General features: G+C 39.9%; 17 protein-coding genes, 2 tRNA genes and 1 rRNA gene. 9 read left to right on the plus strand and 11 right to left on the minus strand.

Going from position 1 to position 20,048, the window contains the following annotated elements; all coding sequences use genetic code 11:
- Positions 1-40 precede the first annotated feature (40 nt).
- Positions 41-853, minus strand: a complete 813-nt coding sequence (locus tag DI060_RS08045) for a transketolase (RefSeq protein WP_108975489.1) — start codon at positions 851-853, stop codon at positions 41-43.
- 9 nt (positions 854-862) lie between these two features.
- A complete protein-coding gene (locus DI060_RS08050; RefSeq protein ID WP_108975491.1) occupies positions 863-1,249 on the minus strand; it encodes a DUF420 domain-containing protein in 387 nt (128 codons plus the stop codon).
- Positions 1,250-1,333: 84 nt separating this feature from the next.
- Between DI060_RS08050 and DI060_RS08055 the strand changes: the two genes are divergently transcribed.
- Positions 1,334-1,405 (plus strand) — tRNA-Thr (locus DI060_RS08055).
- 11 nt (positions 1,406-1,416) lie between these two features.
- A tRNA-Tyr gene (locus DI060_RS08060) sits at positions 1,417-1,498 on the plus strand.
- A gap of 216 nt (positions 1,499-1,714) precedes the next feature.
- Here the strand turns inward: DI060_RS08060 and DI060_RS08065 are convergent.
- The 5 genes from DI060_RS08065 to DI060_RS08085 are packed head-to-tail and all read right to left on the minus strand — an operon-like array spanning position 1,715 to position 7,154.
- Complete coding sequence (locus DI060_RS08065; protein ID WP_108975493.1) at positions 1,715-2,167, minus strand: hypothetical protein; 453 nt, start codon at positions 2,165-2,167, stop codon at positions 1,715-1,717.
- On the minus strand, positions 2,164-3,114 hold the full coding sequence (locus DI060_RS08070) for a hypothetical protein (RefSeq protein ID WP_108975495.1): 951 nt from the start codon (positions 3,112-3,114) through the stop codon (positions 2,164-2,166). The genes DI060_RS08065 and DI060_RS08070 overlap by 4 nt, the downstream gene beginning before the upstream one ends.
- On the minus strand, positions 3,114-5,711 hold the full coding sequence (locus tag DI060_RS08075) for a transglycosylase domain-containing protein (RefSeq protein ID WP_108975497.1): 2,598 nt from the start codon (positions 5,709-5,711) through the stop codon (positions 3,114-3,116). The genes DI060_RS08070 and DI060_RS08075 overlap by 1 nt, the downstream gene beginning before the upstream one ends.
- A 19-nt stretch (positions 5,712-5,730) precedes the next feature.
- On the minus strand, positions 5,731-6,615 hold the full coding sequence (locus DI060_RS08080) for a ChaN family lipoprotein (protein ID WP_108975499.1): 885 nt from the start codon (positions 6,613-6,615) through the stop codon (positions 5,731-5,733).
- Positions 6,612-7,154: a glutathione peroxidase gene (locus DI060_RS08085; protein ID WP_439956895.1), complete on the minus strand. Its 543-nt coding sequence runs from the start codon at positions 7,152-7,154 to the stop codon at positions 6,612-6,614. Before DI060_RS08085 ends, DI060_RS08080 begins: the two co-directional genes overlap by 4 nt.
- 27 nt (positions 7,155-7,181) lie before the next feature.
- Here DI060_RS08085 and DI060_RS08090 point away from each other — a divergent pair, with 27 nt between their 5' ends.
- From DI060_RS08090 to DI060_RS08100, 3 genes are read left to right on the plus strand one after another with little or no spacing between them, the layout of a single operon-like run.
- Complete coding sequence (locus DI060_RS08090; protein ID WP_108975503.1) at positions 7,182-8,048, plus strand: phosphorylase; 867 nt, start codon at positions 7,182-7,184, stop codon at positions 8,046-8,048.
- Entirely contained in the window at positions 8,041-9,033 is a 993-nt protein-coding gene (locus tag DI060_RS08095; protein ID WP_108975505.1) for an SPL family radical SAM protein, read from the plus strand. The genes DI060_RS08090 and DI060_RS08095 overlap by 8 nt, the downstream gene beginning before the upstream one ends.
- Before the next feature lie 43 nt (positions 9,034-9,076).
- On the plus strand, positions 9,077-10,609 hold the full coding sequence (locus DI060_RS08100; RefSeq protein ID WP_108975507.1) for a hypothetical protein: 1,533 nt from the start codon (positions 9,077-9,079) through the stop codon (positions 10,607-10,609).
- 27 nt (positions 10,610-10,636) lie between these two features.
- Here DI060_RS08100 and DI060_RS08105 read toward each other — a convergent pair whose 3' ends face one another.
- Positions 10,637-11,218 carry a DUF4256 domain-containing protein gene (locus DI060_RS08105; protein ID WP_108975510.1) on the minus strand — a complete coding sequence of 194 codons (582 nt, stop codon included), beginning with the start codon at positions 11,216-11,218 and terminating at the stop codon, positions 10,637-10,639.
- Between the two features lie 137 nt (positions 11,219-11,355).
- On the opposite strand from DI060_RS08105, the gene DI060_RS08115 reads away from it, so the two are divergent.
- The 3 genes from DI060_RS08115 to DI060_RS08125 all read left to right on the plus strand — a co-directional run bounded on the left by DI060_RS08115 (position 11,356) and on the right by DI060_RS08125 (position 14,078).
- Positions 11,356-12,957 carry a hypothetical protein gene (locus DI060_RS08115; protein ID WP_135355020.1) on the plus strand — a complete coding sequence of 534 codons (1,602 nt, stop codon included), beginning with the start codon at positions 11,356-11,358 and terminating at the stop codon, positions 12,955-12,957.
- Between the two features lie 37 nt (positions 12,958-12,994).
- Positions 12,995-13,441: an LA_3150 family lipoprotein gene (locus DI060_RS08120; protein ID WP_108975516.1), complete on the plus strand. Its 447-nt coding sequence runs from the start codon at positions 12,995-12,997 to the stop codon at positions 13,439-13,441.
- 163 nt (positions 13,442-13,604) lie between these two features.
- Positions 13,605-14,078 carry a hypothetical protein gene (locus tag DI060_RS08125; RefSeq protein ID WP_108975518.1) on the plus strand — a complete coding sequence of 158 codons (474 nt, stop codon included), beginning with the start codon at positions 13,605-13,607 and terminating at the stop codon, positions 14,076-14,078.
- 359 nt (positions 14,079-14,437) lie between these two features.
- On the opposite strand, the gene rrf is transcribed toward DI060_RS08125, so the two are convergent.
- A 5S ribosomal RNA gene (gene rrf, locus DI060_RS08130) occupies positions 14,438-14,554 on the minus strand.
- Positions 14,555-14,601: 47 nt separating this feature from the next.
- Positions 14,602-15,558: a hypothetical protein gene (locus DI060_RS08135; RefSeq protein ID WP_108975520.1), complete on the minus strand. Its 957-nt coding sequence runs from the start codon at positions 15,556-15,558 to the stop codon at positions 14,602-14,604.
- A gap of 219 nt (positions 15,559-15,777) precedes the next feature.
- Here DI060_RS08135 and DI060_RS08140 point away from each other — a divergent pair, with 219 nt between their 5' ends.
- Positions 15,778-18,840: a SpoIIE family protein phosphatase gene (locus tag DI060_RS08140; RefSeq protein ID WP_108975522.1), complete on the plus strand. Its 3,063-nt coding sequence runs from the start codon at positions 15,778-15,780 to the stop codon at positions 18,838-18,840.
- Here DI060_RS08140 and purT read toward each other — a convergent pair.
- On the minus strand, positions 18,837-20,018 hold the full coding sequence (gene purT, locus DI060_RS08145) for a formate-dependent phosphoribosylglycinamide formyltransferase (protein WP_108975524.1): 1,182 nt from the start codon (positions 20,016-20,018) through the stop codon (positions 18,837-18,839). The genes DI060_RS08140 and purT overlap by 4 nt on opposite strands.
- Positions 20,019-20,048 lie beyond the last annotated feature (30 nt).

The following is a 20,048-nucleotide window of genomic DNA, read 5'->3' on the forward strand; positions in this document are numbered from 1 at the left end:
TTAGAAATACTTTTTCACTGTCAATCCAAGAATTGCTTTTTTATGATAATTCTGCTAGGGCTTGCGCTTCCTGTTCTTTGTTTGGTGGTGTGCCATGCCATTTTGCATTATTTTCCATATAAGACACACCTTTACCAAGAATTGTCTTAAATACGATCAGAGTAGGAGCACCATTTTGTACACTTGCTGCTTCAAAAGCGGAAAAGATTTCTTCCATATTATGTCCGTCTGCATACAGAACATTCCAACCAAAGGTTTTGAACTTTTCTCCTAAAGGCTCTAATCTCATCACCTCTTCTGTATTGCCATCGATTTGAATGAAATTTCGATCCATAAAAGCAATCAAATTGTCCATTTTATAGTGCACAGCAGATTGAGCAGCTTCCCAAGTCATACCTTCTCCACACTCTCCGTCAGAGATACAGACATAAACTTTATGGTTTTGCTTTTTAAGTTTTGCACCTAACGCCAATCCTACGGATACGGAGAGGCCTTGCCCCAAGGAGCCAGAACTAGATTCGATGCCTTTCATATAGCGAGTAGAGGGATGCCCTTGTAAGTAAGAGTTGATATTTCTAAAGGTAAGTAAATCCTCCACTGGAAAATAACCAGATAAACCCATGGCTGCATACCTAACTGCACAAACGTGTCCATTGGAAAGGATCAAACGGTCTCTCTCTTCCCATTCAGGATTTTTAGGGTCATGTTTTAAAATTTTGGTATAGAGTGCGGCATAAATATCTGCAAGTCCAAGGGGACCGCCTGGGTGGCCCGAGTTTGCTGCGGTCACCATCTTTATGACCTGTATGCGGATATTTTTTGCGAATTCTTTTGCGACTTCAACGATACTCATTTTATAACCTTAAGGGGAAGATTGGAATAAAAACAGCCCTGAGATATACACAATTGTATACAAGGGTAAAAAAATAAAATGCAATTTCTTATGAATCTGTTTTTTCCTTTTGAGTCCAGTAACAAGCATAACCAACATCAAAACCAAACCTAGGAGTGCAAAAAAACGATGGATATCGATATAGAGTCTAGGAACAGAAGGATAAATCCCCCACTCCTCCAAGCCACCTAACAGATACTTGATGGCCAAAAGAAAGACAGCGGCAGATAGATTCAAAAAAACGCCCAAGACATTCACTTTTCTATGGATGTCATTTCTCGTTTTTCTAAACCAATAACCAAAGTAGAAACAAAGAATGGATAAAGTCATCAGGGTATGGATGAAAAAAAGTGCCACAAGGACAGTGTGAGGAGCTTCGCTTTCCCACCAACAGAATTTTTATTTGACCAGAAAGGGAATTCTCAAAAACTGGAAAAGCACGCCGCCTTAGCTCAGTGGTAGAGCAGCTGTTTTGTAAACAGCCGGTCGGAGGTTCAAATCCCTCAGGCGGCTCATCTTTCTTCGGGTAGGTACTCAAGTGGCCAACGAGGGCAGACTGTAAATCTGCTGACTATGTCTTCGAAGGTTCGAATCCTTCCCTGCCCAAACTCCCAACATATTTATTAGAAAAGATTCACCTAATCGAATCAAGATGAAGGATTCGAATAAAGTCCTTTCGACTTCGACCCATAGGGAGATGTTTCGGCAAGGATGCCGAAAAGAAAGGACGACGAGCCTAAGCAAGCAAGGCCACGATGGCACTTGCGCTGGGGAGGCGAATCCTTCCCTGCCCAAACTCTCGCTCGTTGCTCTACTTAAGCATCAATCCTCTACCCACTCCCACTGTTCAGGTTTCGTTTTCCAAAGGAAATAGGATTTATTTTGGTTTCGAATGCATTGAACAAATAAACTTTTGTTTTGTCGAATCAAGAAAGAGCTAATATTGTATGTTTCTTGGTTTTCTTTCCAAACGACTTGGACAAAACGTCCCTCTTTTGAAAAAAAGGCAAGTTGCATTTCCCTTTCTTGTGCTTGCTCAAAAAAATAATAAAATGCATCCGCAAAAGCTTTTTCTTTTAGAGAGATACATTGGTTAGAGAGGATTGGATTTTTCCCAAACACTTTCTTTGTATCTGTTTGGCAAATACTCAGCTCTTCCAAGGGGATGGGGCTTTTTAGGGATAAGACTTTATCAGGAAGGGATACAGTTTGTCCATATGCAGAAATCAATATCGAACAGATTAGGTAGACACCAAGGCTAAAGAAACCTTTCATATATCCCCTTGCTCTATTGCTAACAATATTTTTTGAATGAATTCACCGCCCTCTTTTTTATTCAATAGCTGAAGAGATGGCTTTATATCCAATAAGTACGCTCGGTCTTTTTTATGACAAAACAATTGAAAGATCTGACTATACTCATCATGTGTTGCATTTGGAAATTGGAATGATTGGCATGCCTCAGAAAGAAAGCCACCCAAAGCCAGAGATTTGGCTGCTTCCAAGTCGCCTTTTTCTTTTCTAGAAAAAGAACCACTCATGCGAAAATACCGTGCAGATTGTGCGAATTCACCTAAATGACGATAGAAGGTCCCTACTAAATAAAACAAATCCGATCGATGAGAATCATCTGTATCAAATCGCTGCGAATGTTTGTTTAAAAAATCCTTTCCTGAGTCTTCATCAACTTTAATCGCAATCAATCCAGAATAAAAAAGATTGTTTGCCAGGGGGTTTTCTGGCTGCAATAATAATCTCAATAAAGGGTATTGCCTTCGTTTATAGAGAACCAAGAAGACAAAATCGAAAATTTGTGTCTGTGACTCTTCTTTTAAAAAATTTTCTAAGTCTTGGTAATTCTCTGCACTGGATCGCATCGCTAAACTATAGGCGGTGGTCAATTTGGAATAAGACATCGGACGGTAAATATCGGTAATTGCTTTCCATATATTTGCCTTTTCTTTTGAAGAGATCAGATGGGAGTAACGAGATCCAAGAAAGATTGCATCGATCAATTTATAATGTTTTTTATAAAGATAAAATAAACGATTTGCCGCAGCTTTTTGAAGATTTTTGGAATTTGTTTTTTGCAATGTATTTTCATAGAGCGGAATCGCAAAGAGTGTATTCTTTGCTTCCATCTCATATGCTTCTTTATACAGATCGTTGTCGGAAGCGATGAGCTTACTTGCAAAAAAGAATATGAGGATTGACCATTTCATTAGTATAAGTTCTTCATGAGGTCACGATTTTCAAGATTTGGATTCTTATGATCTTCCGTACAAATACCGTCTGGTGGGTACTCTGATAAGAATAATTCTGAACTTGTTGCCGTACACTGTGGACCTGCATCTTTACCAGTCAACAAACAAATCCTGTGTGGCTTTGCATGGATAGGAACTGGAAATTTTTGTTTTACTATAAATTGATTTCGGTCTATTCTCTCCACAATCTCTCCCCAAAGAGGAGCTGCCAATGCGCCTCCGAGACCGCTCGAACCCATACCATACTTAGGATTGTCATACCCAATCCAAATAGACATAGAAAGTTCTGGTCTAGCACCGACAAACCAGGCATCTTTATAATCGTTGGTGGTACCTGTCTTTCCGACCACCTCCCCAGTATAACCACCGTTACGAACCCCACTCGCGCGACCACTGTCTTTCAAAAGAGAAATCATCACCTCCGCAGTGTCTGGACGAATTACTTGTCTATCTTTGGGTAATTTCAATTTAAACTCATCCAATTCATTTGCTTGGTAAATGGTGATACCTCTTGCATTTGAAATCTTTTTGATAAGATAAGGTTTTTTTACGTTACCCTCATTCATGAAGGAAGTAAAGGCGGAGGCCATTTCCAATGGTGAAATCTCTAAAGTTCCGAGCGCCAAAGAGAGGTCTCCACGGAATCGATGTTTTTTTTCTTCGGGATCAGGAAAGAAATATTTTGTGAAGTAGGTTTCTATGCCATAGTACCCCAATTTTTCAGCAACTTGTACGGCGGCTGTATTTTTGGATTTAATCAATGCGGTTCTCAGCGAGATTTCTCCGTCATAAGTTCCACCCAAATTATCGGGGGACCATTCTTTTCCACCACCCCCACGGTAGTAGAGAGGGGCATCTAAAATTTTAGTACCTGCTTGTATTACACCTGAATCAATTGCGGAAGCATATAACACTGCCTTAATGGAGCTTCCCGTTTGTCTTCTCATCTGGATTGCTCGGTTGAATTGATTTTTGCTGTTGAATTCCTCGCCTCCATGCAGAAATAAAATTTGGCCAGTTTTTGGCTCTACACACACGACAGCGGCTTGGATGCCATTTTCTTTGTCGCTTTCAGTAAAATCAGCTTCCCAAAGCAGTTCATTCGAAAGGCTTACATCAGAGAACAATTGTTTGATGGACCTCTCTTCAACAGTATCTGGAGTTTTTCTGATCAATCGTTTTTGGATTTTACCACTACGTACTGATTTGGCAAGGTAGGACCTCACCATGGGCCCTATCATTTCTTGCATATTTCTATCTAATGTGGTTTCTACTGTATATCCGCCACTTTCATAGATATTCTTATCTCCTTCTATCTGAGATAGGATATTTCTGACATGCTCTGTAACATAAGGAGCAATATCCTCTCTAACTCCGAATACCGTTTCATTGGGCGATCGCGTGGAAAAACTATGGTATATACTTAGAAATTTTTCTTTTTGCAAACCAGGATAAATACCTCTATTTCGGAACATAGAAAGTATGGAGAGTATCCTCTTGTACGAATCCTCTGGATTCTTTAGAGGAGAATATTTATTCGGAGCAGAAGGTAGAGAGGCAAGAAGTAAAATTTCTTCTCGGGATAATTCTTGGGGATTTTTTCTAAAATAAAACTTAATCCCTTCTCCAAAACCAAAGGCACCATGCCCCAAGTATACATGGTTCATATAAGTTTCGAGTATCTCTTCCTTGCTGAGAATGGATTCCAAAGCAAATGCCAATTGCGCCTCTCGTATCTTTCGAGTGATACTCTTTCTTCGATCATCGATTATGATTCTGGCAAGCTGTTGTGTGATTGTGGAAGCGCCTTGTTTGTACCGAAAGGTTATAATGTTTTTTGTAATTGCTCTAAGAATCGCAAAGTAATCAATACCTGAATGCGAGAAAAATTTTTGGTCTTCGATATTAAGTAGAATTGATACCATATCTTCCGGATAATCTTTTAAGCGTAGCGTAGAAGTTCTTTTTTGGAAGATCTCACTTACCACATTTCCATTGCGATCCAGAATTTTGGTAGGTATATTTTTTGTTAGTTGAGTAAGTAAACCTGGTACCTCTTTTTGCACTTCAAAAATTCCTGCTATAAAATAAGCAAAAACAACAATAAACAAAAATAAGGTGAAGGCCGTAGATACAAAGAAAATCTTTAGAAGAGAATTTGTATTTTTCGATTTGGTTCTAGGTCTTGTGGGTGTTTTGTTTTGGAATTTAGTTTGAAACCAATTCGGTTTTGAGGTCGAGTTGTTTCTCTTGAATGTAGGCCTTGTTACGGGAGAAGGAACGGCATGTCTTTCTATGAAGGGTTTTTTAGGTTCAGATTTTTCCCTTGGAATGGGTCTAACTTCGCCAGAAATAAAACTTGATTCACTGGATTTTTTTTGGATTGGATCAACAGTATATTCGAAATCTTGAAATCTTAATACAGCCTTTTCCTTGCAATGTACGCATGTTAGCTGAAATACGCCTTTTTCAGGTATTGGCTCGGGAAGGCGTGATGTTTTATTGCAATGGGGGCAAATATATTGATGGGAAGAGAGTTTCGAATTTGCCTGCATCTGAATACCGATACTCTCATTATCGGCCAGAAGTCAAAATTACAAAATCTGCTATTTTCACAAATTTTTTCTCGTCTTCCTTCCCTTCAGGAAACGCGGATATGAGCACTACTTTGTGCCCCATTTGACGAAGCCTATGGCTAAGCCCTCCCCATTCATCACTATGGAACCTCCCATTGATCTGCAAGACCTTTCGGCCAGAGCGGTAAATCTCACGAGAAACAGACTCTGCCATACCTTGGTCCCACATAAACTGGGCTAAAATCAATGATTCTACTTGGGGAGTAGGCTGACTAGAGTTGCCATGCGTGGAAGAAAAAACTCCACGTAGTTTATTTGTATAGTCCTCTGAAGAAAACAAACTAAGGGAGTATGCTGCGGGGATATAACGAAGGGCCTCTTCTGAAAAGTCTGCATAAGCAAGCATTCCTTTCTTTGCCAAACTACTGACATACCTACGCGGTGGGTTTGCACAGACAATGGGAGCATACACTTCTTTCGCATGCTTCAGCAAAGGGAAGTAATCGGATAAAAAATTCTTCCAAAGCACCAAACTATCTAAGAACTGCCGCTCGGAAATATGAGACTGGAAAAATTCGTTTACTGTTGTTTGTTGGTCCCTCTCCAACATCTCTAAACTCAAAGCGGTAGGAAACCGCTCTGTTAAAAGTTTAAAGAAACTAAGTTGGGCTTGGTGGCCCATCGTATCATCATGCTCCTCGCCCCATACAACAACTTCATGGGATTCCAGTCTGTCCAAAACATTTTTCCAGGTAACGATCTGACCAGACTGAGTCTCTATGATTTTGAACGAAATCGGTCTTTCCCTCTCTTCCGCATATAAAGTTACGAAAGATATGCTGAAAGTAATTACAAAGAGAGAAATCATCGTTCGGACTTTCATAACAAGGATTCGATGGCTGCCTTTAGTTCATTGCTTTCCGGTTTCACAGAGGATTCAAACCTTCCTTTGATATTACCTTCTTTATCGACCAGGAATTTTTCGAAATTCCATTTCACCTCACCTTTTTTAGGAGAGGATTCAGTGAGAAACTGATAAACGGGATCTTTACTGTCACCTGTGACCTTTAATTTTTTCATAAGGTCAAAGGTCACACCATAGTTTAATTTACAAAAGTCAGCAATCTCTTTTTCCGTGCCTGGCTCTTGACCACCAAAATCATTGGAAGGAAAACCAATGATGACTAGACCTTTGGATTTGTATTGCTGGTACAATTTCTCGAGTCCCTCGTATTGTGGAGTGTAACCACATTTAGATGCCACATTGACCGCAAGCACAACCTTGCCTTTGTATTGGCTGAACGCCACTTCTTTACCTTGGATATTTTTTGATTGTAATGAATGAAAATTCACTTTTTTATCTCCTGCCCATAAACTTGATACCAAACACAGTGAAGCGAACAAAAAAACTTTTCTTTGCACAAACATTGCCCCCTATAGCCTTAGACTATGGCGGCACTCTTTTTTGCTCTCTTATCGGAAGCAAATCCTTGGATTCGAGACTTAAAGGCAAGTCCCTTGAAACAACAAGGGCACTTCCGTCGATTTGAATCGGATCTACACCAAATTATCGTGACTGGTCCCGGAAAACTCGCTATGGCTTCGGCTGTCACCGAATACTGCCTTAGTAACCAAGAACAGAGGGAGCAAACTGGTTTTCAGATTTTAAATATAGGTATCGCAGGATCACCAAACATAGCTAATCCGGTAGGTGACTTCTTTTGGATCAATCGCATTCATGACCAAAGTATGGACCGAGATTTTTTCCCGGAGAGAATCCTTGGAAAATTCCCAGCAAAAGAAGCAAATCTTTTGACCGTTGACCAACCGATTTCTAGGCATTTTACTCCCAAATTTGTCCAATTGAGTGAGTCAGAATTAAGTCAATGGGATTTAATAGATATGGAAGCTAGTGGATTTTTTTATGCTGCTTCCCTCTACGTCCCCATCCATCAAATTTTTGTAGGGAAAATGGTATCCGATCATTTGGAAGGTACAATGTGTTCCCCAAAAGAGGTGGAATCTATTGTAGAGTCGCACATAGAGACGGTGAAAGAGTTTATAAATATCACTGATTCAGAATTAGCAGATCGGTTAGAAAAGCCAATTGACTTTAGCGATGAAATCAACTTTGCAAAACACCTACAATTCACAGAATCTATGTTACATGACTTAAAAGATTCTTTGATGTATTTCCACCTTAGATATCCCAAACAAAAGATTCCGAGGCCTCAGTTTGAGACTTTGCAAGAGAATTGGCAAAAACGGGACGCCAAAAATTATCTAAAGACTTGGAAAGCCTTACTTTATGCATAAACCATTTTCCCATATCTATATTGAAGAATCGGTTTTAGCTTCTCCCATAACAAAGCTGGTCCTAGAGAAATTTCCTTCAAGCATTCAGATACCCGTCAAACACTACAAAGATGTATTTCACAAACGAGGCCAAAATTTTCTCCTCCAAAAAGAATCTCCCAAACTCATCCTTGCAAAAAAGGAAGACCAATTTCTATACCCTGGAAGCCAGTTTGCCCCAAATTTTGGCGCAAAGCATTTTTATTACAATACCCTAGCACTCAATTGTATCTATGATTGTGCCTACTGTTATTTGCAAGGTATGTTTGATTCAGCAAATATTGTGCTATTTGTAAACTGGGAGGATTATTTCAGTGCAACAGAAGCATTTTTAAATGCGTTTCAGTCACTCTATTTAGCTCTATCGTATGACACAGATTTGCTGGCGATGGAAGGATTTTTTCCTGCAACGAGAGCCTGGTTGTCTTTTGCAAAAGAACATCAAAATTTAGAAATTGAAATAAGAACAAAATCAGCAAATTTTCAAATGCTGCGTGATGTGGAAGCCATACCCAATGCTATTTTTGCCTGGACTTTATCCCCACAAGAGTTCCGAGAAAGTATCGAGAACAAAACACCAAGTCTAAAAAATAAAATAACATCCGCAAAGCTAGCAGTCGCAAAGGGTTGGAAGCTTAGGCTTTGTTTGGACCCTCTCCTTCGAGAACCGAATTGGAAGGAGCTGTATACGGGATTGGTGGAAGAATTGGGAAAATCCTTTTTGCCAGAACAAGTATTTGATATTAGTATTGGTTCCTTTCGTATGAATTCGGAGTTTTACGCAGAGATCAAAAAAAAACGAAAAGACCATGCTCTACTGTTTTATCCATATGAACGAAAGGACGGAATCGTTTCGTATCCCCATGAGGAAAAAAGAGACTTAGAAAACTTTGTTTTTTCAAAATTGTTGGCTTACTTCCCAGAAAAAAAAATTCGCTTTACCTAAAACTAACAGGCAATATCTAACCAAATAAGATTCAAAGTTACTTATGCTCTCTCGTTTTCTAGCTATTCTATTTTTATCATCCAATCTTTTCTTTTGCCAACCTCCCACTCTTGATAACAGTGGTGATGGGAACACAAGGACTTTTTTATTTACACAAATCCTTCGAACACTCCTAAGACCTGCGCCTCAATCGATACGTGCCTGCGATGACCTGACACCTTGGACCGCCAATTATCCGAGCGTACGATCCTCTATAGTCACGATTCCCGATGCAGTAACGGATGTAAGTGGAAATTTATACTTACTGACTATGGGGACCTTATTACCTGAAAATTTAAAGAATGACCAAGGTGGAAATCAAATCTTCCTGATTAAATATAACCGTGAGGGAAATGTCGCTTGGTCTTTATCTTTAGGCAAAGCAAATACATCGAATGAATATGTAGGTGAGCTTCTGCTGGAAAAGAATTCTTTGCTTATCTCTACCTCAGTGATTTCTGCAATCCCAGAGGCAACTGGCGCAAGCTTTATCGGTAGCCTAGAAAATATTGGAGTTTTTGAAGTGTCGACCGATGGAACGATCAAACGAGGTCGATACTTCGGAAATAGTGGAGCGGCTATCCGGACAAGATCCTTCAAACGAATCTCTGCATCTACCTTACTTATCCTTGCTCAAGGCAGTGGTCCCTCGAATGCACCAATAAATGCTGGTTCTGCGAAGATAACAGCAACCGGTACTAATAGTACTGCTTTTATCATATCAATTCAGAATGATTTTTCGCCAAATTATTTTACCTTTTTTTCGGCTGGTGGATTTACTGTGAACTCGCAGCAACTACTTGTATCTACAGATCGATTTTGGTTATTTGGGGATATAAACTCTTCTGCTGATCCAGCTTTTGCAAATGGTGATAACACTTTTCCAACTTCTCCGGGAACTCGACATTACTTTATCGCAGGCTATGATGCGAATGGAAATTACCTGCGACATCGATATCTAGGAATATCTGTTTCTGGAAGTCCAGACTCTCCGTTTCCGAGTAGCTCTGTAACAAATGGAATAGGAATAGTCGGCACAATCCATACTGCAAACTATATTACCACACCTACACCATCGCCCGCATACCAAGGTCCAAATCGAGAACAAACAAGCTTTGCTTTTAATATAACAGACGGCTCGATCAAATATAGTGCCTTTCATGGTGTTTCATCTGATGGTTATTTCAATGCTATCTTTTCAGATAATTTAGGTGCCACCATCGCGGGGATGACAAAGGGTTCCGATCCTGGGGTGGGCATCAGTTATCCAGGTGGGCGCGTAGAACTCTTAAGCACTATTTCTGAATCTAACGGCTCAAGAACCAAATTTGCAATGCTACCTCTGGGGAATACATCGAATAACTTCCGTACGCTGCCAAATTGCGATGGCTCATTGGTGACGGTTGAGATTGATTATGATGACCTTGCAAATCCAAATACCTTTAAAACTATCATCCGCCAAAGGCGAAGGTCTGATTATTCAGTTGGGAGAACCTATATAAAACCAGATGGAAGTTTAGAATACAAAGAAAACTGATAAACACCGCTAGGCAAAAATTCCCATTCAGGATTCGGAGAGTTTTAAAAGAGTGCGAAATCCTCTGACAGCATAATAACTTTCAGCTCCGTTGTGATATGAAAATACTGTATTATACCTTCTGTCACAAAACAATGCACCGCCTAAAGTACGGATAGCTAGAGGAGTCTCAATCCAACTCGAAGTCTTGGTATCAAAACTACCAATCGTCTGGAGATGTCGGTATTCAACTTCAGAGAGTAAATGTAAGTCCAAACTTTTAATCATTCCCTTTGCAGAACCCTTTGGCTTGTTTTCCTTTCGAGAGTGTAAAGCTTCATCATCATAACATAAACTTCTTCGTCCGACTGGAGTTTCTAGGCTGCAATCCACAAAGCAAATGCTTTGCGCGATTCCCTGCATCAAAACCACATCTGGCTCACCTCCCGTTTCTTCCATCCAAGCCAATGCCTTTTTCTTTTTAGGATTCTTTTCTAAACAGGTAACTATTTGGTCCCAAGACAAGTTCGGATGACGAATTAGATTTGCTTCAAATCTTTCCTTACATATTTGTAAAAGGTCACTTGGCTTATTTGCATTTTTTGTTAGTGCTTTACTTGCTTTGGCCATATAAACCTATACTTTACAATCTCTCTGAAAAATGAGAAGGAGAAAAAATTCCAAGAGGCCAAGATTTGCAAATCCAGAAGTTCAGAAAATTACATTGCCAAAACGTTTGCTATCAGATCACTTGGAACTGCCTCTCTATGAAGCCATTACATCTCCTAATCTTAATTTTTCTGCTAGGGACCATGGGAATTTATTCTCAATCAACCAAGGAATTGTATGAGGACCAAGAGACGGGTGAGCTATACACAAAACCTGGCCCAAACCGCAAAAAAATCAAAGAAAAGTTAGTTTCAGTTGAAGAAGACAACCGTGGAGGATTTTCTCGAGTTCCCAAAAACCCCATCCTAGAAAAACTAACGGTCGTTGGACGTCTCCAACTTCGAGGGATAGGAGGAGAAGCAGATTCTATCTATAGCAATGGCCACAGAGATTTTAATGCACCCGATGTGAATGTCCGCCGAGCAAGGATAGGATGGATCTACCAAGGAGACAGTTGGTGGGGCTCTACTCTTGCCATTCGATTAGAAGACCTAGTCAATCGACCCTACCTAGTGAAAGAAACCATTACCTTCAAAGATGGAGCCGGCCGAGATATCACTGTTACACGAGATGTAAACATAAGAGACAATCGGGGTGGACTCCAGGAAGCCTTTTTTTGGTTCAATATCCCGTATTCACGTATCCAATTAAACTTTGGGCAATTTGTGATACCATTCATACGCGAATTTATGATGACCTCAGCCAATATGATGGTGGTGGAAAGATCCTTTGCCTCTTCTGCCTACCCTCAAATGGATTGGGGTGGAATGATCTCAATCAATCCACTTAAAGAAATTGATGCAAAGTATGATCGATATCTTACCATTCAGGCTGGAGTTTTCAATGGCAAAGGATCTGGACTGGATGGTATCGGAAGGCAACAGACCCTTACACAAACCAGAAACAACACACAACCTCTTCTCATATCCCCTCTCTATGTCTGGAGAATACAGTACAATCCGTTCGGAGGCTTGATCAAAGACGGGAAAGATGTTGGTTGGATAGAAGGTGAGGAGATCTTCCAAAAGGATTTAAAATGGTCACTAGGCATCGCTGGTATGCAGACGAAAGAGTCTTCAGCAACCAATAACTTCAATACACAAACGAGAGGCTATGATCCATTTCCAATCTTTCTTGTCCAAACCACTCCGAGTAACGGAATCGGTTTGGGGGGTACGGGAGCAGGCTCTGATGGAATTGTTGTTACAAGTTCTTTCAACAACCCAGGATTGAATACAATTACAAATGCAAATCGGCCTTCATTGGGTGTAGTAGGCCATACATATGATTCCACGTTTACCTGGAATGGCATATATCTTTCCTCTGCCTATACTGTATTTAGAGGTGCTGCCTCGAGAGATGCCAAAATGTTTCATGGAACCATTGGGTACAACTTTGAGATTGGGAATTTTTATCTAATGCCCGTTTTTCGGTATGAGACGATATCAGCAGATTTTGATTTAAATAAAGAAATCAACGACAAAGAAAGATTTCGCTCCTATTGGATTGGGGCCAATCTATTCGGTGATGGTCACCTATTCAAAGCTCAACTTTTCTATCAGATTTTAAATGATCGTCTAGCCTACGATGCCATAGCCCGAGAAAATTACGATGCAAGAAACAATATCTTGTACTTCCAATTGCAAGCTACCTTTTGGACAGGAGTTAGGAATCTACAAGTGCTTAACTCTGTACGCTAAATGGAAAACGTATTCTAAATTATTTGGAGATAAAAGAATGTTCAGAAAAAACCGTTTTTGCCTTAAACACACAAAACTTCTGAGTTGTTTGATCCTCATTACTTTGATTGTATGTACTCCCAAGAGAAAAGGTATAGATGACGACGGCTTTATTTTACTCCTCCTCCAAACTAGGCCTGAACCTGGCGCAAATTCTGTTGTAAGCCTGCGCAGGATCGATACCTTTAATTTTACTGGAATCTGTTTGGATAATTTTTTTGGTATTTCCGCCAAACAATACTTCCAAACAATGAATTTACAAAACGCAAACTCTGATTGGGAAAAACACATTCTCTCAGAACAGTCTTGCTCAAATTTAGGGTTTCGATTGTCAGGGCCCCGCACCCAAAGCCAATCTGGCATTGAATACTCAACATACCAATGCGGTACAAACGCAAACCCTTGTTCTCGCTCCTTAGCAAGCAGTATGGGCTTTTTACTCTAACCCAAACCAGATTCTTTTCTACACAACTCTCTCTCTATCTCCTACCAAGGTGTTACGATATGCACGCAAGATAGCTTGCCTACTTTTCATTCAAGACTTTGTAATTATGAGTTGCCAGATAAATCTTCCGTTCGAATATATTGGGTTCCCAGGAGAGTGTCCCATGACAAGACAGATGACAGAAGCAAACATACAATGGCTAAATGTAAAATTACAAGAATCCAAAAAGATCTTTTATCTATTGGCCATTGCCTTTACGGTTAGTTTCTGCATTTTCTCTTATGTGATTTGGTTTTATCTGGATTTACAAGAATCAGCAGAGTGGATTCGCTTTTTGCCCATAGGAATTTTGGTCATGGATGCCATCATCCTATACTTAGTGATTTTCCCTCGTGTTCGCAGATTTCAATTGGATATTCAGGGAAAACAAAAGGAAATCCTCCGCACAAAAATCGAACGTACCGAACGACGGACTTATAAGAATTCCATTAGCTTTCATTGGATTCTAAAAGATGGGGAGTCAATCCAGGTAGAATCGAGTCAATTTGAAGCCCACCAAGCAGGCGAAGAACTTGTGTTACACATAGCTCCCCATAGCAAAACCCTCTTGGAAGTCGCCAAAGAAGATATTTTTTAAAAATAAAAAAAGCGTTCAATCTCTTGAACGCTCTGTTAACAATGATGACGAACCCAGCGACAATGCCGGAAGATCTTAAGCAAGACACCTTGCTTTAGATCTGAGGCAGCAACCGAAGAGTCGCGGACTCGCCGGACTAGCTTGAAGCGCCCTTAAATAAAAAAAGCGTTCAATCTCTTGAACGCTCTGTTAACAATGATGACGAACCCGGCGACAATGCCGGAAGATCTTAAGCAAGACACCTTGCTTTAGATCTGAGGCAGCGACCGAAGAGTCGCGGACTCGCCGGACTAGCTTGAAGCGCCCTTAAATAAAAAAAGCGTTCAATCTCTTGAACGCTCTGTTAACAATGATGACGAACCCGGCGACGTCCTACTCTCCCATTGAGCGAACCCAATAGTACCATCGGCGATGAGAAGCTTGACTTCCGTGTTCGGAATGGGAACGGGTATGACCTTCTCTCCATAATCACCAGGAGTAATTACCATACTCCTGGTGATGAGCTCGTCGTCAAGTACGAATTTTAAAATCCTATGTCGTAGGTAAGTCCGAATTTGATCCCAGTCAGATCAATCGTTTCTTCCTTGGTAGCCGCAAGGAATTGGCCCGCCGTACCCAATCCCGAAAATCCTGCCGTGGTAAGTGTGAAGGCAGTGGGCGATTGGCTTTTCGTATTCATTTTCTCTTGGTCAAAACTAGCAAAAAGCCTGAGTTTTGGCATTAACTGGTAACTGGCACCGAAAGAGAATTTTTGAGAGGAAAACAAATAACCCCCATCAGCTGTGCTGTAAATACCTCCATCGGTTCTCAAGAGAATGACTTCGTTGTTATATGAACCCTTTCCGTTGATGAGGAGCGGACCATAGACAAGTAAATCTGCAAACAAAGTAACATCTGAATTTAGATCGTACTCAAAACCTGCACCCACAAGACCTGCAATTCCTTGTGCAGTTGTTTTTTGCGTACCAAAATAAGAGGGGACACCTGCACCTAACAATGATCCTTCAAAGGATTGGTCAACGACTCTCAAAACATATTTTGGTAGAATCCGAAAGTTAGGGGCTATCGATAGAGTCAGACCCAAGTTAAAATCATTATAATTGAGTTTGTAAGTACCTTCTTTGATGCCGATACCCGCTGGATAAAAGGAGCGCCACTCATAGTCCCGCGAATGACCATTCAATTGGACTCCAAAGAATGCATGGCTGACAAGCCCACTGCCTAAAGATTGGTAGTAATCGGCACCCAATTGGTTGATGAGATCAAGCCCTCTGCCGTTTTCCCATTTTTGGTTCAAGTCCACTAGAAAATAATCTGCAAATGTCGATCTCTTTTCGATGTCTGTCTTGACACCACCATAAAACAATCCACCGCGCACTCTTAGGGCGCTTCCTTCTACCTTACCTTGGGCCAATAAACTAGAGAAAAGGCTGGAGGAAATAAACGAGAAGATAATGAGAAAGAGAAACTTGTGTACCATAGATCCTTCCTATTGTAATTGAAATCATGTCCTAAGATTTCTGCGTACCCAAAAAAATCATGCAGAATTTTGAGATGATCTGAACTTCGTTAACTATAAAACGACATTTTCCGACCCATCCACCTGTCGACTTTGATAAATTAGATTGCACAATTATTTCATAATGTTGGAATGAAATGACACAAAAAGAGAGAAATTTCCTTTTATGAGGATGGAACAATGAGTTTGGATTGGCTTTCGTTTTCCTACCATTCCGTAGGCGTTTTTGCTGCATACCTCATCATTTTTTTGATGAGCATCTTTCTATTGACCAAAAAGGACAAAAGCGTTTCCACCTGGTGGCTTGCCATCATGTTTACTGGCTATAGCTTTATGCTGCTTGGATACGTACTTGCCTATTCGATAAACGCCCCCTTCGGCGCATACCATCGATTCATTACTATGGTAGCGCTCCTTGGAAACGCAGGTATGTTAGGATTTGCATATTACTTTCCTAAATTGGATTACCCAAAGGAAACAAAGTATCTATTACCGGTTCTTTTATTGATCATCCTTGCAACCTATATTCAATTTGTGGCGAAAGGATCTGGATTAGAAAAGATTTATAACTTTACTGCACACTTTTATACCTTTGATTATGGTGCCGAACACTCACTTATTTTGCTTTCTACCCAAACAATCGCTCTCATAATCCTCATTCGCAAAACTATTAAAAATTCAGATTATGATGGAATACTACTACGCTGGAATGATAAACCCCACTCTCTAGGTGCCTATCCAATCTATTATCTTTCCAATTTCTTGATCAAATGGATGAAATTCATCTCTCCACTCGGGAAAGAAGCACAAGCCACAAAAAGCTTTTCTAAAGCTATTTTTATTTTTTTGATTATAGCTGTATCGAATGTTCTGAATAAGATGGGCATCATCTCTTACGAGGTATATGCTTTCATTTTTGCAAACGTAACTTTAGTAATTTGTTTTTATATTTTAATTACATATATCAATCATTCACCAGAGCCAACTACTTTCATGTTCAAACTAGTGGGACTGAGTTTGGTTACCGTACTATTGGTACTTGGTTTTGTTGGAAATATCACTTTGAGTATGAATGAAAAGGAATACGATGAATTGAAAAAAGCACAAATTGTTGGTATCAAAAAAGATATATTGAACAGACAGTTTGCAGGTTTACCGCAAGAAATCGAATACATCCTCACTAAGCCCAAGGACAATTCACTATTTTCGGATGAATTGGTTTTAGAATACAACAGAAATCCTTCCGACTTAAATTTGGATGATATCAAAAGAGGGATCAAAAAACAAAAAGATTACCTATTAAAAGATTCTCTGACCAAAGTCATGAAAAAGAATGGAAGGAAATTCGGCAAAGAGACTCCAACTAAAGAAGAACAAAAAGAGGCATTGGAATTATTCAAAAAGTCAAGACAATACCAAAATCTCGTTCAAGAAGAGACAAAAGATTTTCAAAGACTTTACAGAGAGGCTAAGTCGAGGTATACACATTTTGATTTTGTAGATGAGAACAAAAAATACGAGATCGGATATTCCTACGATTTGTATAGAAACTTTACTCACCAAAATACGATCAAAATTATAGGTACAATATTTTTCACTACAATCTTGATTTTACTCGTTTTCCCACGATTCTTTTACTCAAGTTTGGTTAAGCCACTTAACGATTTGTTATCTGGGGTGACAAAAGTAAATGAAGGAAATCTGGACATAGAGGTACCAATCAAGGTGAAAGATGAGATTGGATTTTTATCTAGTTCCTTCAACTCGATGGTAACTTCCATTAAACAAGCAAGGCGAGAGCTACAAGATTATGCCGAGAATCTTGAAGTAAAGGTGAAGGAAAGGACTCGTGAAGTTAGAGAAAAAATGGAAGAAGTCCAACAGTTGAAAATCCAACAGGATGGAGACTACTTCCTGACTTCCCTTCTCGCAAAACCACTCTTTTTCAATGCAAATAAATCCAAACTTGTACCTACTGAATTCTTGATCAAACAAAAGAAGAGATTTGAGTTTAAGTCAAAAACTGCTGACCTCGGTGGAGATATTTGTATCACTGGAAATCTAAAGTTTGGAACACCTGAAAATTTTAAAACTTACATTATGGCAATGAATGGTGATGCTATGGGTAAGTCTATGCAAGGGGCTGGTGGTTCTCTAGTAATGGGAGTAGTATTCAATGCCATCATGTCTCGATCTGCTTCCAATAAAAAAATCCTAAATACCACACCGAGAGAATGGCTTACAGATGTTTACAATGAGGTAAATGCTGTCTTCAAATCGTTTAACGGAACTATGGTGATTTCAGCAACGGTGATTCTTGTAGAGGAAAAATCTGGTGAGATGATTTACTTTAATGCGGAACATCCTGCGACCATCCTCTACCGTGATGGTAAAGCATCCTTTATCGAAAAAGAACTATTACTCCGAAAGTTAGGCCAAGAATCGGAATTTGAATTTAAAATCCAAGAATTCAAACTATTGCCAGGTGATGCCATCATAATGGGTTCCGATGGAAAAGATGATATCGATCTAAGTCCCAATTCTGAATCAAGGACAATCAACGAAGATGAAAACCTTGTACTCTCTTTGATTGAAAAAACAGGGGGGAATATATTTCAAATGGAGTCTGCAATCCAAGAACTTGGAGCAATCACAGACGATTTGTCATTTTTGAGATTAGATTTCCAACCAATCGGAGTCAGGGAAGGTCAGCAGGCAATTTCGGAATCCCCAGTCACACAATCTTATGAAGAGGAAGAACTATCATTCAAAGACGAAGATTCCAATTTCAATCTTTCTGAAGTATACCAAGAGAGCAAACAATTGTACCGTGAAGGGAAGGTAAATGCTGCACTCGGATTGCTCATGCGAGCAAGATCATTAGAACCAAATAATCAAAAATTAAATAAGTTACTTGGACTTATGAGCTTTAAAGGAAAGGACTATGCGACCGCAGTTGAAGTTTTGAGCCAGTATCTACAAATGGATCCAGATACGGAAGAATTATGGTATTACCTATCTTTATCTCAGAAAAAAATGGGACGATATCTTTCTTCACTCGAAGCTTCCAAAAAAGTTTATGAACTTTCTCCTGAAAACGTAAATAACTTGGTCAACCTTTCTGACCTCAACCGACTAACAGGAAAATACGAGGAATCAAGAAAGTATTCGGAAAGAGCCTTGGAGTTGGATCCCGACAACCAAAATGCAAAAAAGATCTTAAAATACTTGGATAAAGTTTAAATTTTAAGGCGAATTTTATCTCTTGTTTGGTTGGCTTTCAAACGGGCCGTTTCGATGGACTCTGCCCGTGCAAGAGCAACTCCCATCCTTCTCCTTCCTTTGATCTCTGGCTTTCCAAAAAGCCTTAGATCAACATTTAGCTCTGAGAGTGCCTCTTCTAGGCCATAAAAAATTGGAGCCTCCTCTTCTGCGGTAAATAGGATGGCAGAGGATGCGGACGGTCCGTACTCAATGATTTCTGGAATTGGCAAACCAAGCAAAGCACGTACATGGAGAGAAAATTCAGAATAGTTTTGGCTAACCAATGTAACCAATCCTGTATCATGTGGTCTCGGTGAAACTTCGCTGAAGTAAACTTCATCTCCTTTCACAAACAATTCAACACCAAAGATACCATAACCACCTAGGCCTGAAGTGATCGTTTCAGCAATCTGTTTCGCTTTCTTTACACTTTCATCGGTCATTTTTTGTGGCATCCATGATTCCACATAATCACCGTTTACCTGTTTGTGCCCTATCGGAGATAGAAAGCTCGTTCCTGCCTTATGCCGAATCGTAAGTAAGGTGATTTCGAAATCAAAGGAAATGAATTCTTCTATGATCATCCTGCCTTTACCTGCTCTTCCACCTGTTTGCCCGTAATTCCAAGCAGTCTCAATTTCTGATTCGGTTCGGATAAGACTTTGGCCTTTGCCTGATGAACTCATGATTGGTTTTACGACACAAGGAAGTCCAATTTCTTTGACCCCCGAAGTAAACTCTTCTAGATTGTCTGCAAATCGATATTGTGAGGTGGGAAGTCCTAATTCCTTAGAAGCAAAATTCCGAATCCCTTCTCGGTTCATTGTCAAATTGACTGCATTGGCACTGGGAATTATACGAAAGCCCTCTCCCTCCAAACGCAATAGTGTTGCTGTATGGATGGCTTCAATTTCTGGAACAATAAAATCTGGTTTCAAATCCTTGATACAAGCTTCAAGTTCTGCAGGATTTAACATATCAATGACCCGACTCTCTTGGGAGACAAGCATCGCAGGCGCGTTCGGATAGCGGTCAACAGCAATAACGTGCACGCCAAGTCTCTGCGCTTCAATGGCAACTTCCTTACCCAACTCTCCAGAACCAAGGAGTAATAATTTTAATGCAGTGCTTGAATGCGGTGTACCAATTTGAATCATGAGGCTATAAAAAAAAATGTTCTGAAAATA

This window comes from Leptospira ryugenii, assembly GCF_003114855.1.
Classification (GTDB): domain Bacteria; phylum Spirochaetota; class Leptospiria; order Leptospirales; family Leptospiraceae; genus Leptospira_A; species Leptospira_A ryugenii.